Genomic DNA, 12,458 nt, shown 5'->3' on the forward strand with positions numbered 1-12,458 from the left:
ATCTTAATAACTTTCAGAAGTGCTAGTCAATTTCTAATCCTTTAACGATAAGAAAAGACGTTAGACTTGATCTGTAGTATACTGGTTGGGAAGAATGTTTAATTGAGGTGAAGCCATGGACCATCCAAAAAAGTTTGTTAGAGAACCTTTCTCTTTTCAGTCGAAAACGCTTTATTTAGAAGGCCCATTACAACCAAATGAAATTGAAGCATTAGACTATCATGAAGCACTCGTTTCTTTTCGCCCTGCTGAAGCGCAAAAAAAAGCACTAATCGAAATAGCTGAACTTCCTGAAGGAAGAATTAATGTCATTCGTGACGATCAGAAAATTGTCGGTTACGTCACCTTCGTTTACCCCGACCCACTTGAGCGCTGGTCAGAAGGAAAGATGGAAAATCTAATTGAACTTGGTGCGATTGAAATTGCACCTGAGTATCGAGCAAATGGATTAGGAAAACAGCTACTTCAGATATCAATGAAAGATCCTGCAATGGAAAACTATATCATTATAACAACAGAATACTATTGGCACTGGGATTTAAAAGGAAGCGGTCTTGATGTTTGGGAATATCGTAAAGTAATGGAAAAGATGATGAATGCAGGTGGACTGATTTGGTTCGCTACAGATGACCCAGAAATTAGCTCTCATCCTGCTAATTGTTTGATGGCACGTATTGGTGCGAATATTGATCAAGCTTCTATGGAACAGTTTGATCAGCTTCGTTTTGTTAACCGCTTTATGTATTAACGAACGAGAGGGGGCTACGTTCTGCTTAGAAAGCAGGGTGTACACAAATGAAATTACATCTTATTATGCGTACAAACGTTTATACACTTACTTCAACTCATTCAATTCAAGACGCTATTGATTTAATGGAGCAAAAATCGATTCGTCATATTCCAATTATCGATCATGATGACAATGTTATTGGGATCATTTCCGATCGAGATATACGCGATGTGCGCCCGTCGATTTTAACTCAGAAAACAGATGAGTCTGTGTTTTTGAAACCGATTTCATCCATAATGGCGTCGCCTGTTTTAACGGCTCACGAAGATGACGATGTACAAGAAACGGCTAAATTATTCTATCAACATCGGATTGGCTGTTTACCAATAACCGCTAATGGACGTATAATAGGCATTATTTCAGAGTCAGATATTCTGTACAGCTTGACAGCACTTCTTGGTGCAGACCGCCCTACGTCTGTCATTGAAGTATGTGTGCAAAATTATCCTGGAATGCTCGCAGATGTAGCGACTATTTTCAAACAAGCTGGTGTGAACATTGTCAGTGCTGTGGCGTACCCAAGTCAAAAAGTAAACTATCATATGCTTTCTTTTCGTGTACAAACGATCGACCCAAGAAAAGTCATTCAGAAGCTTGCTGACAGTGGCTATGACGTATACGGACCATCCCTCCCATCCATTGGAGGTGAACGGTAATGACGAAAGAACGTTCTGCCTTTATTTATGGGGCAGATGCGTATCCGTACAAGTTTAGTGATACTCATCCATTTCATCCTCTTAGGCTCCAACTGACCCACTCTTTATTAGAGTCAATCGGTGCATTAGAGGGTGTACAGATCATTTCACCAGAGCGAGCAACAGATGAACAATTAGCCTACATTCACGATCCTAACTTTATAGAAGCTGTTAAAGAAGGTGGGCAAGGGTCACTTGATACGGTTAAAGCGCAAACATTTGGATTAGGAACAGAAGACACGCCTGTCTTTCCTCATATGCATGAAGCTTCTTCCTACTTAGTTGGAGGGACAATTGCTGCCTGTGATGCAGTGCTACGAGATGGATATGCGCATGCATTTCATCTTGGAGGAGGCTTGCATCACGGTTTTAGAGGACGAGCATCTGGTTTTTGTGTCTACAATGATTCATCGATTGCGATTGAATACATGCGACGCAAATATGGCGCTCGCGTACTTTACGTTGATACAGATGCCCATCATGGAGATGGTGTTCAATGGGCTTTCTATGAAGATTCTGATGTTTGTACATTAAGTATTCATGAAACTGGCCGTTATTTATTTCCAGGAACCGGTCATGTGACAGAGAAAGGGTCTGGGGAAGGCTTTGGTTATTCTATTAATATTCCATTAGATGCCTTCACAGAAGATGACTCCTTTCTTCACGCCTATAGGGAATCACTTAAAGAGGCTGTGACCTTTTTCCGCCCGGATATCATCTTAACGCAAAATGGAGCGGATGCGCATTATTATGACCCATTGTCTCACCTTCACCTCTCTATTCAATCGTTTCGTGAAATTCCTGCCATTGTGCATGAATTGGCACATGAATATTGTGAAGGTCGCTGGGTTGCGATTGGCGGGGGAGGCTACGATAAGTGGCGTGTAGTTCCAAGAGCTTGGTCCTATATTTGGCTAGCGATGACTGATCAGCTTCACCTTGCTGAGGAACGGATTCCTAAATCTTGGCTGCAACAATGGCAAAAAGAAGCTGCGGAAATTCTTCCTTCTACTTGGTCAGATCCAGCCTTTCCTGTTATTCCACGTAGAACCGAAATAACCGAAAAAAACCGACTTACTGTCGATAAAGCACTTTATCATATCCGACGCGAACAAGAAAAAAAATGATTGGCAGACAGCCAATCATTTTTCTTTATTTTGTTGAGTCTCTGCTTTCAATACGGTGAGGTAATGTGACAGTCGACTCTGATACGTCTTCTTTATTCATTAGTTTCGTTAACAGACGCATGGATACAGCACCGATATCATATAACGGCTGAACAACAGTTGATAATGTAGGACGAACCATTGTTGCTAAGCGCGTATTGTCAAATCCAACCACTTCATAATCCTCAGGAACGTGTAACCCTTTGTCTTGAATACCGTGAATAACACCGAGAGCCATTTCGTCATTTGAAGCAAAAATGGCTGTTGGCTTCTTCTCAACTTCTACAAAAGAATCCATTGCTTCAATACCTGAATCGTATGAGTAATCACCAATGACGATTAAGTCCTCATCAAACTCAATGTTATTCTTCTCTAAAGCGTTTCGATAGCCAGCGAATTTTTGATAGCCGTTGATGGGATCTTCTAATGATCCACTTAACATACCGATTCGTTCATGACCTTTATCAATTAAAAACTGAATAACGTCTTCTGCCGCTTTTGTGTAGTCAATATTAACAGATGGAAACGACTTTTCACTATCTAACGTTGCAGCTAGAACAATCGGTACTGGCGAGCGTTTAAATTGCTCTGCGTGCTCTTCAGTAATTTCTCCACCCATAAACACAATTCCATCCACTTGCTTTTCAAGTAATGTGTTGATTAAATGAATTTCTTTGTCTTTATTTTGATCTGAGTTACATAAGATAATGTTATATTTGTACATCGTTGCGATATCTTCAATACCACGCGCTAATTCCGAAAAGAAAATACTTGAAATATCTGGAATGATTACACCTACTGTTGTTGTTCGTTTACTCGCTAATCCTCGAGCTACAGCATTAGGTCGATACCCTAAACGTTCGATTGCCTCAAGAACTTTCTTTCTTGTTGTTGGTTTTACATTTGGGTTTCCATTAACAACTCTTGATACTGTTGCCATAGATACGCCTGCTTCTCTTGCTACATCATAAATGGTTGTATTCATATGTTTTACCTGCTAAACTTCAGCAGTTATCCTCCTTTTTATGTTTTATCAAATGTGTATTATTAAGTTCACTAAACTCTGTTTTTCAAACTTATTTCCTATAAGAATACGATATACAAAGATTTAGTGCAATATAAAAGCTCATTATCACAAACATTTTCATAAATGAAAAACAGTTTTCTTTTTTATGGAAAACAGTTGAAGCGCTACCATTAATAATGTGCCCGTTTTTAGTAAACTTTAAACAAAGGATTTGAGTAAGAGAATCCAGGTAGTAAGTAATAGAGGAACAAATAAAAAAGAAAAAAAGCGCGAAAACGCCTTTTTTCTTTTTATCATTATAATTTAAGATTGTGTCACTGCTTGTTTAATTAACCCTGATGATTCTAACGCAGTCATAAATGAATTAAACTCATCAAAGTTCATTTGTTGAGCAGAATCAGATAACGCAACTGCTGGATCTGGATGTACTTCAGCCATAACTGCGTCTGCACCAATAGCAAGTGCTGCTTTTGCAGTAGGAAGCAAGAGGTCTTTTCTTCCTGTTGAATGCGTAACATCAACCATTACAGGTAGATGCGTTTCTTGTTTTAAAATTGGAACGGCAGAGATATCTAGCGTATTTCTTGTTGCTTTTTCGTACGTACGAATACCTCTTTCACAAAGCATCAATTGGTCGTTTCCTTTGGACACAACATATTCTGCTGCATGAATAAATTCTTCTATCGTCGCTGATAGTCCGCGTTTTAGTAGTACTGGCTTTTTAACAGAACCAGCTGTTTTTAAGAGCTCAAAGTTTTGCATGTTACGAGCTCCAATTTGAATCACATCTACGTAATCCAAAGCCAATTCGATATCTTTCGGTGTAACGATCTCACTGACAACGGCCATATCAAGCTCATCAGCAACACGTTTTAAAATTTTCAGCCCTTCTAAACCAAGCCCTTGGAAATCATAAGGTGATGTTCTTGGTTTAAATGCTCCGCCTCTTAATAGACGCTGACCATGTTTTTTCATTTCTTTTGCAACGGCTAGGACTTGCTCATAGCTCTCAACTGCACACGGGCCAAAAACAAAGCGTTGTTTGCCATCACCAATCGTTTCACCTTTAACATTAACGGTTGTATTTTCAGGGTGTCTTTTTCGAGAAACGAGAAGTGCTTTACTATTGTCTTCCTCTTGAAGCTCTAGGCTTGCTTTAAAAATCTGCTTAAATAAATGCTGAAGGGTTCCTGTTTCAAACGGACCACTATTGTGCTCTGCAATGTGATCAAGCATTTTTCTTTCACGTACTGGATCAAATCGAGCTATACCCTGCTGTCTTTTTACTTCACCAATTTCTTTAACAAGACGAGCCCGCTTGTTAATTTGTTCAAGTAAATCTAAATTGACCTTATCTAATTGATCTCTTAATTCGTCTAGCTGATCGTGACTCATTTCTCTCCACCTCTCCAATGTTCTTTTATTTATTCTGTTTATTATAACGAAGAGCTCGCAAAAAGTCACGACTTTTTTCTTTATTACTTAAACGCTTTTATGCACTAAAGTATACAGGTGGTAAAAAGAGTGGGCTTAACCCACTCACTATTGATTACTTTTTAGCCGCTTGCTTTGCTTTTTTTTCAGCATCTTTCACTTCACTTTTAACTGTTTCAGAAATGTTTTTACCAGCTTCTTCAGCATCTTCTTTTAAATCTTTCGCTAAGCTTTTTGCTTCTTCCACTTGGTTCTCTGCTTCCTCTTTTGCTGTTGCACTTAAGTCTTTCACTTTATCCACTACTTGTTGTGACTGATCAGTTACCACTTTTGCTAAATTTGATGATTTTTCTTTAGCGATGTCAGCCCACTCGTTTCCTTTTTCATAAACATCGTTTGTTAACTGAGCTGTTTTTTCTTTCGCGTTATATGCTTGCTCACTAATATCGCTGCGAAGTTCTTTCCCTGACTTCGGCGCTAGAAAAAGAGCTGTAGTCGCTCCTACAATTCCACCTACTAATGTACCAATTAAAAAGTCTTTTGTATTCATGTCACCCATTTTAAAGTTCCTCCCTAGAATGTTTTTGTTCTAATTGTTGTTTGCGTTGCTTAAACTTTGTATAGAAATCCAAAACAGCCTGACCCCATTGAATGGCTTGAGAAACTGTTTCAGCATTTCGACTAGTTTCCGCGTTCACTTTTGTTGTCACTTGTCTAACCGATTGGTTAACCGACTTTAACGATTCCCCTAAATCTTTCGATGAGTCGAATAATACTTGAAGTGAATCGGACTTACGTTGAACATCATCAGCTAAAGCATTTGTTTTCTTTAATAGCTGTTCTGACTCTGTTGTGATACCTTTCATCTGCACTTCAAGTGATTTAATCGTTGCTGAAGTTTGTTCTAATGTCTTTGTTGTTGATTTCAGCGTTATGATTACGTAAATAACAAAAAGTGCAATTGCTATCGCAATAATGAATACACTTATGTATAGCAAAGCCTCCAATTAGCATACCCCCTCCTCTTGTTCTTTACCCAATTTTACTATCTTAAAACAAAAGATTCAAATTAGGGGTTGGAAAAAGTAATTCGACACGTGCACTTGAATTCCTTCTTTCTTCAATACTTTCTTGCACGATTTATAGGTTAAAAACACCGTATAAAACGAATTCAACTCACTTGCTTCCCAAGTTGAATAATGCAAAATAAAAAAGGTAACCGGTTTTGTCGGTTACCTTTTCTATACCCTCAATTTACACAAACTATGCATTAGCCGCTTTTTTTCTGACTAATCTCATATGCTTTTTGATATTTTTGTATATCACCGGCTCCCATGAATAAAAGTACTTCATGTTCATGAGCTTGCAAACCGTCAATATCCCCTTCATTCATTAGATGACTTCCATTAATGAGCTGTTGCAGCTGCTCGATCGTAAGGGAACCTTGATCCTCTCTCGCTGACCCAAAAATATCACACAAATAAACCGTGTCTGCTTGACTAAGTGCATCCGCAAACTCTTGCAAAAAAGCTTTTGTTCGTGTAAAAGTATGTGGTTGAAAAATCGCTGTTACTTTTCGATTTTTATATTTTTTCTTCGTCGCTTCAATCGTTGCCGCAATTTCCGTTGGGTGATGCGCATAATCGTCAATCAAAATTTGCGAGCCGAATACTTTTTCACTAAACCGTCTTTTTACACCTGCAAATGTTTTTAAGTGCTTGGCTACATCCTCATACTGAAGACCTTCATAATGACATAGCGTAATAATCGCTAGGGCGTTCTTCACATTATGATCGCCAAAACCAGGAATTAAAAACGTGCCATAAAGATCACCACGAATATAAACATCAAATACGGTGCCCTCATCCGTGCTTTTAATCTCTCTTGCTTGAAAATCATTGTCTTCATTTAGCCCGTAATACAGAATAGGTACATTGGCTTTGAGCTCTTGTAAATGTTCATCATCCCCACAAGCAATGATTGCTTTCTTTACTTGACTAGCCATTTCCTGAAAGGCATCAATCACGTCTGTTACACTCGAAAAATAATCTGGGTGGTCAAAATCAATATTCGTCATAATACAGTAATCAGGAGAGTAATTTAGAAAATGACGACGATATTCACACGCTTCAAAAACAAAGTAGTTAGAGTTACTCGTACCTTTACCAGTTCCATCACCTATCAAGTAAGAGGTGGGTTTTATTGAACCTAATACATGAGCAAGTAAGCCAGTAGTCGATGTTTTACCATGAGAGCCTGTAATAGCCACACTGGTAAATTGTGAGATAAATGTTCCTAAAAACTGTGGATAGACATCTACTTTTAAGCCTAACTCGCGCGCGCGAACGATTTCTTCATGTGTTTCTCCATATGCTGCTGACATAATCACATGCTGCTGTTCCTTAATATTGTCTGCTGAAAAAGGGAGTAAAGGAATCCCTTTTTGTTCCAATGGTTTCTGGGTGAAGATCGTTTCTGTAATGTCCGATCCTTGAACGTCTTCTTCCATATCATCTAATATTTGTGCCAATGCACTCATACCAGAGCCTTTAATTCCGGTAAAATGGTATGTTGTCAATGATAAAGCCTCCAATCTAAGCCCTAGGTTTCTCTAGGTGCAGATCCAATCACTAAATTTCCGCTAATAATTGTTAGTATATGCCGTAACCTTTAAAAGGTCCGATCAATCATGCTAATCCATCACTTTCCAATACATATCATATATAAATTTTATGCATTTCTCAAGTTCAAGCTAAATCTGATTCCTTTAACTGTTCCTCCGTAGCAAGCACCGTTCTTGGCTTGCTTCCCATAGCACCCGATATAACGCCTCTTTGCTCCATCATATCGATAAGCCTTGCTGCTCGATTATAGCCTACACGAAATCGACGCTGAATACTCGATGCTGAAGCAGTACCTTGCTCAACTACAAAGTAGCAAGCATCCTCAAACAGTTCGTCTGCCTGTTCAGTTTGTTCAAAAACCTTTTCTATTGTCTCACTCTCAAATGCATAGTTAGGTGTTCCTTGCTTTTTCACATAATCGATGACTGCTTCAATTTCGTCGTCTGATACAAATGTCCCTTGAACTCGTACAGGTTTTGAAGCACCGTTTTCATGAAACAGCATATCGCCTTTACCGAGTAAGCGTTCGGCGCCTCCCATATCCAAAATGGTTCTTGAATCAGTTTGAGACGAGACTGAAAACGCGATTCGAGTAGGAATGTTCGCTTTAATTAATCCTGTTATCACATCAACAGAAGGTCTTTGCGTAGCTAAAAGCAAATGAATCCCACATGCTCGTGCTTTTTGAGCGATACGGCAAATGGCATCTTCAACATCTTGCGGTGATACCATCATCAGATCAGCTAGCTCATCAATCACGACAAGAATGTATGGTAGCTTTTCATAACGTTCGTTATACTTCTCAATATCACGAACTCGCATTTGACTAAAGAGCTCGTACCTTCTTTCCATTTCTTGTACAACCCATTTTAATGACGCTGTAGCTTGCTTCGGATCTGTAATAACTGGCGCAAGTAAATGTGGTATATCGTGATAAGGAGCCAGTTCAACCATTTTCGGATCAACTAAAAGAAGCTTTAATTCTTCTGGAGAAGCTTTGTACAGCAAGCTAATTAAAATCGAATTAATACATACACTTTTCCCAGACCCTGTGGCTCCTGCCACAAGTCCATGAGGCATTTTATTGAGGTCTGTCACAACCGGATTACCAGATATATCAAGCCCCAATGCTGCAGTTAAAGGAGAAGATGGGTTTCGGAATACATCTCTTCGCAAAATTTCTCTTAACATAACTGGATTAGAAGTTCGATTTGGCACTTCAATGCCAATGGCGTTCTTACCTGGAATTGGCGCTTCAATTCGTATATCTTTAGCAGCAAGTGATAGCTTGATATCATCAGTTAGATTCGTAATTTTATTCACTTTTACGCCTCGTGCAGGTTGGATTTCAAAGCGAGTCACAGCTGGTCCTTTAGTACGATTGACCACTTTCGCATCCACATGAAAACTTTGAAGTGTTTCCTCTAGTAAAGTAGCCTGTTCATCAAGCCAAGCACTATCATCATCAGTCATTCGCTCTGGATATAAGAGCAATTTGAGTGGTGGCGGTTCATAGGCACTCGTTCTTTTTTGCTCTTGATTCTCCTGTTTTCTCCTGCGATCTGTCGGCAACATCAACACATTAAACGGAATGTCTTTTCTATGTTCTTTAGAATCGTTCCCTTTAGAGGGTGCCTGTTTCACTTGTCGCTGCTGTTGACGTTCTGATGTAACCAAGTGATGATCTTGTTCTTTCAGCTCTACTTCAGCTTGTTCCAAAGTTTCACCATCAGTTTGGTTCAGTTCCTCTTCCTGTACCGCAGTTTCCTCATTAGCTTGTTTGAGCTCTCCATCTTTTTGTACACTAATCACTGCTTCAGCTTGGTTCGTTTCTCCGCCTTCTTGTTCCACAGAGTTCGTATGTTTCACTTCTATTTCTGCTTCTTCCACAGCTTCAGCTTGTTTGAGCTCTCCATCTTCTTGTACACTAATCTCTGCTTCACCTTGGTTCGTTTCTCCGCCTTCTTGTTCCACAGAGTTCGTATGTTTCACTTCTATTTCTGCTTCTTGCACAGCTTCAGCTTGTTTGAGCTCTCCGTCTTCTTGTACACTAATCTCTGCTTCAGCTTGTTTAAGTGCTGTATCCTTTGCTCCAGCAGGTTTGCTCGACTTCAGGTTGGACAAAGCGGTTCGATCTTCTGTATGAAGACGAGTTGATTCTTTTTTGTTATCTGAACCGTATGTAGCTAGCTCTTCAACTCTTAACTCTTCTTCCTCGACCGACTGCTCTGACGTCTCCATGACGATCGCACCGTCTTCAACACGTTCCACATAGCCTTCATCCTCTTCTAATGCAGAAAGAAAAGACTGCTGAACGACTTGTTGATCATTCTCTTTACTTTGATGATTATCCTTTTCATTCATACGCTCCATAAATGTCTGTTGAGACTGTCGCGTATTACGCAATAACCAATTGTAATCACTATTATCTCGTATTGGGTCTTTAGGAAGTCCATGTACAGGTGATGGCGTAGCTGTTGGTTTAAAATTGCCCTGAAAGAATGTTGTATTTGCTACGTTCGTCACTCGATTATTCGGGCTCGTTTTTTTTGAGCGCTTCCCACTATTTTGCTCTGGTTTATCTAATGTCTCTTTAGTACCTTTGTCACTATGATACGCATACCCATAATAAAACGTCATGCGCGCTTCTTCTAATTCTTCCTCTTGGGTATTTTTACTACGCGTTTGTTCACTACGTTCGCCATCATTCGACGTATTTATAGGGGCTGAATCACTTTCTTCATCATCCCCTTTAAAAAAACGTGCCCATTTGTTCCAAATACTCATCTCTTCACCACCTGATGTAAAAAAGCTGGCAGTCGTGGAGAAAGCCAGCCCCCTTTACCATTATAAAAATGCAGACCCTACAACTCTATCCTCAGGTAAAACAAGTATGCCTTTTTCTGAAGAGGCATCTTGTAGGCCTAATTCTTTTGCAGAGCAAATCATTCCGTGCGACTCTTCCCCTCGCAATTTTGCTTCTTTAATAACCATACCACTTGGCATAACTGCACCAACTTTGGCAACAACGACCTTTTGACCTGCTTCTACGTTAGGAGCACCACAAACGATTTGTACGGTTTCGTTCCCTAAGTTTACACGGCACACAGACAACTTATCGGCGTTTGCGTGTTGTTCGCAGGCTTCGACATAGCCCACAACAAATAAAGGCTTCTGCTCTAGGTCAAGTTTAATAACTTGGCCATTATCCTTGGCAGCTTTTTTAAGAAGTGCTTGTACCTCATCTGTTAAGTCAATCGCACCTTCACCGCTAATTACTCCGTAGTTTGAAGCATTTAACACATTTATTCCCACTACTTCTCCAGATTCACGTTTACTAATTTGTACGAAGTCACCATGTTGCTCAACGAAACGATCGTCGATGCCTACTTGCTCTTTTACAAGTAATAAAACATCACCGATTCCTTTTTTGTTATAAAAAGCGTTCATTTTCTTCTCCTCTTGCTACGATTACATGTAGCGTTTCTAGTATACTTAATCATGCCCGAATGTACTATCGGTCTTTAGGCTTTTTTTGCGCCAAAATAAAAACAGGTTCAAGTTCACCGTTTTCAACTGCGAAAGGCAATGCCGTCACCGGGATGCGGCCTGTCCTAAAAAATTGTAAGGCCATTTGTCCTAACACATCATAACCTGTATGATTTTGAATATCTGCAATAATTAAAGAGTCTTGATGAGGAATTGCCATAGCAAGTTCCCCTTTAACCTGTTGTTCCATCTTTTCAATAAATGATTGATCGAGCACTCTACTTGCATCATAACCATCGTTTGCACTAACAAAGTAAAACGTATTTCCCGCAACCTCGTCCTGTTTTAACGGACAATCAAGTGATCGCACGTTAAACAGTGCAATTTCTTTTAATTCTTTTAACCCTATTGGACTGTTTTCTATAAGTTGTTCATCAAGTAGCGTGTATGTTTCACCTAAATCAAGCGCGTAATAAATTCTTGTTTCCGCCGTGTGCTCATCAAAGACTAGTTTTTTACCGTCCTTCGTTTCTTCTGGAAATGAAGCCGCACGAATAACTGGGAAGATGTGTTTTTCTTTCCCTTCGAGCGAAATTTGCTCTTTCATTGATTCTAATCCAACTCGTACATGCCGAATGGCTTCATCAATTGCATCATATTCTTTTCGCTCCCACCTTGCTAGTAATGGTTTAAGCGCTAATGTCACACCTTTATTAATAGACGGATCCTCAACTCGCAATGTGCTCTCTTTATGATCATAACGGATGGTCCAGCCATCCCGTTGCAGTTTGTTTTCAATTTGTTTTCTAAAGGTTTGAAGATTCAACGTTAACCCTCCTTCTCTTTCTAAGTTTAACATGAATGTGGTCAAACGAAAAAGCTAGGAGGTGTTTTCACCTTCCTAGCCAACTTTTGTTTCCGCTTCTGTTAAGAATGTTTGAATTTCCTCTTCCGTTTTACGATCTTTTGAAACAAATCTCGCTACTTCTTTTCCTTCTGAAAAAGCAAGAAAGCTCGGAATACCAAAAATATCATGAGCAATACATACATCCAATAGTTTATCTCGATCAACATAATAGAATGTAAACGTCGGATAATCCACTTCTAATCGTGGTAGAAATGGTTCAATCACTCGGCAGTCTGGACACCAGTCAGCAGAAAATAGAAATACAGCCGTTTCCGTTTCTTTAATTTTATTAAATTCTTCAACACTTGCTACATGTTCCATTTTTA

General features: G+C 39.4%; 12 protein-coding genes. 3 read left to right on the plus strand and 9 right to left on the minus strand.

Annotated features, from left to right (window positions below):
- Window positions 1–115: 115 nt before the first annotated feature.
- The 3 genes from FPV17_RS15090 to FPV17_RS15100 are packed head-to-tail and all read left to right on the plus strand — an operon-like array spanning window position 116 to window position 2,612.
- Complete coding sequence (locus FPV17_RS15090) at window positions 116–748, plus strand: GNAT family N-acetyltransferase (RefSeq protein ID WP_035393908.1); 633 nt, start codon at window positions 116–118, stop codon at window positions 746–748.
- Window positions 749–795: 47 nt separating this feature from the next.
- The gene (locus FPV17_RS15095; protein ID WP_035393906.1) at window positions 796–1,446 is read left to right on the plus strand and encodes an acetoin utilization AcuB family protein; all 651 of its coding nucleotides are present in this window, start codon (window positions 796–798) and stop codon (window positions 1,444–1,446) included.
- Complete coding sequence (locus FPV17_RS15100) at window positions 1,446–2,612, plus strand: acetoin utilization protein AcuC (RefSeq protein WP_144559366.1); 1,167 nt, start codon at window positions 1,446–1,448, stop codon at window positions 2,610–2,612. The genes FPV17_RS15095 and FPV17_RS15100 overlap by 1 nt, the downstream gene beginning before the upstream one ends.
- A gap of 25 nt (window positions 2,613–2,637) precedes the next feature.
- On the opposite strand, the gene ccpA is transcribed toward FPV17_RS15100, so the two are convergent.
- The 9 genes from ccpA to FPV17_RS15145 all read right to left on the minus strand — a co-directional run bounded on the left by ccpA (window position 2,638) and on the right by FPV17_RS15145 (window position 12,453).
- On the minus strand, window positions 2,638–3,636 hold the full coding sequence (gene ccpA / locus FPV17_RS15105) for a catabolite control protein A (protein WP_035393903.1): 999 nt from the start codon (window positions 3,634–3,636) through the stop codon (window positions 2,638–2,640).
- Between the two features lie 345 nt (window positions 3,637–3,981).
- Window positions 3,982–5,073, minus strand: a complete 1,092-nt coding sequence (locus tag FPV17_RS15110; RefSeq protein WP_144559367.1) for a bifunctional 3-deoxy-7-phosphoheptulonate synthase/chorismate mutase — start codon at window positions 5,071–5,073, stop codon at window positions 3,982–3,984.
- Window positions 5,074–5,227: 154 nt separating this feature from the next.
- Window positions 5,228–5,671, minus strand: a complete 444-nt coding sequence (locus tag FPV17_RS15115) for a YtxH domain-containing protein (protein WP_035393901.1) — start codon at window positions 5,669–5,671, stop codon at window positions 5,228–5,230.
- A gap of 1 nt (window position 5,672) precedes the next feature.
- Window positions 5,673–6,119 (minus strand): DUF948 domain-containing protein, encoded by a 447-nt coding sequence (locus FPV17_RS15120; RefSeq protein WP_035393898.1) that lies wholly within the window; start codon window positions 6,117–6,119, stop codon window positions 5,673–5,675.
- Window positions 6,120–6,382: 263 nt separating this feature from the next.
- Window positions 6,383–7,690 carry a UDP-N-acetylmuramate--L-alanine ligase gene (gene murC, locus FPV17_RS15125; protein ID WP_144559368.1) on the minus strand — a complete coding sequence of 436 codons (1,308 nt, stop codon included), beginning with the start codon at window positions 7,688–7,690 and terminating at the stop codon, window positions 6,383–6,385.
- Window positions 7,691–7,859: 169 nt separating this feature from the next.
- Window positions 7,860–10,523 carry a DNA translocase FtsK gene (locus FPV17_RS22410; RefSeq protein ID WP_144559369.1) on the minus strand — a complete coding sequence of 888 codons (2,664 nt, stop codon included), beginning with the start codon at window positions 10,521–10,523 and terminating at the stop codon, window positions 7,860–7,862.
- Between the two features lie 60 nt (window positions 10,524–10,583).
- Window positions 10,584–11,186: a YtpR family tRNA-binding protein gene (gene ytpR / locus FPV17_RS15135; protein ID WP_144559370.1), complete on the minus strand. Its 603-nt coding sequence runs from the start codon at window positions 11,184–11,186 to the stop codon at window positions 10,584–10,586.
- A 64-nt stretch (window positions 11,187–11,250) separates the two neighbouring features.
- A complete protein-coding gene (locus tag FPV17_RS15140; RefSeq protein ID WP_035393892.1) occupies window positions 11,251–12,051 on the minus strand; it encodes a DUF1444 domain-containing protein in 801 nt (266 codons plus the stop codon).
- Between the two features lie 75 nt (window positions 12,052–12,126).
- Entirely contained in the window at window positions 12,127–12,453 is a 327-nt protein-coding gene (locus FPV17_RS15145; protein ID WP_035393889.1) for a thioredoxin family protein, read from the minus strand.
- Window positions 12,454–12,458 lie beyond the last annotated feature (5 nt).

Source organism: Shouchella miscanthi (genome assembly GCF_007725405.1).
Classification (GTDB): Bacteria; Bacillota; Bacilli; order Bacillales; family Bacillaceae_D; genus Shouchella; species Shouchella hunanensis.

Excerpts from the sequence above, each read along its gene's own strand:
- FPV17_RS15095 (WP_035393906.1), top strand. The coding sequence starts at position 796 with ATGAAATTACATCTTATTATGCGTACAAACGTTTATACACTTACTTCA.
- ytpR (WP_144559370.1), bottom strand. The coding sequence starts at position 11,186 with ATGAACGCTTTTTATAACAAAAAAGGAATCGGTGATGTTTTATTACTT.
- ccpA (WP_035393903.1), bottom strand. The coding sequence starts at position 3,636 with ATGAATACAACCATTTATGATGTAGCAAGAGAAGCAGGCGTATCTATG.
- FPV17_RS22410 (WP_144559369.1), bottom strand. The coding sequence starts at position 10,523 with ATGAGTATTTGGAACAAATGGGCACGTTTTTTTAAAGGGGATGATGAA.
- FPV17_RS15145 (WP_035393889.1), bottom strand. The coding sequence starts at position 12,453 with ATGGAACATGTAGCAAGTGTTGAAGAATTTAATAAAATTAAAGAAACG.
- FPV17_RS15100 (WP_144559366.1), top strand. The coding sequence starts at position 1,446 with ATGACGAAAGAACGTTCTGCCTTTATTTATGGGGCAGATGCGTATCCG.
- FPV17_RS15115 (WP_035393901.1), bottom strand. The coding sequence starts at position 5,671 with ATGGGTGACATGAATACAAAAGACTTTTTAATTGGTACATTAGTAGGT.
- FPV17_RS15090 (WP_035393908.1), top strand. The coding sequence starts at position 116 with ATGGACCATCCAAAAAAGTTTGTTAGAGAACCTTTCTCTTTTCAGTCG.
- FPV17_RS15110 (WP_144559367.1), bottom strand. The coding sequence starts at position 5,073 with ATGAGTCACGATCAGCTAGACGAATTAAGAGATCAATTAGATAAGGTC.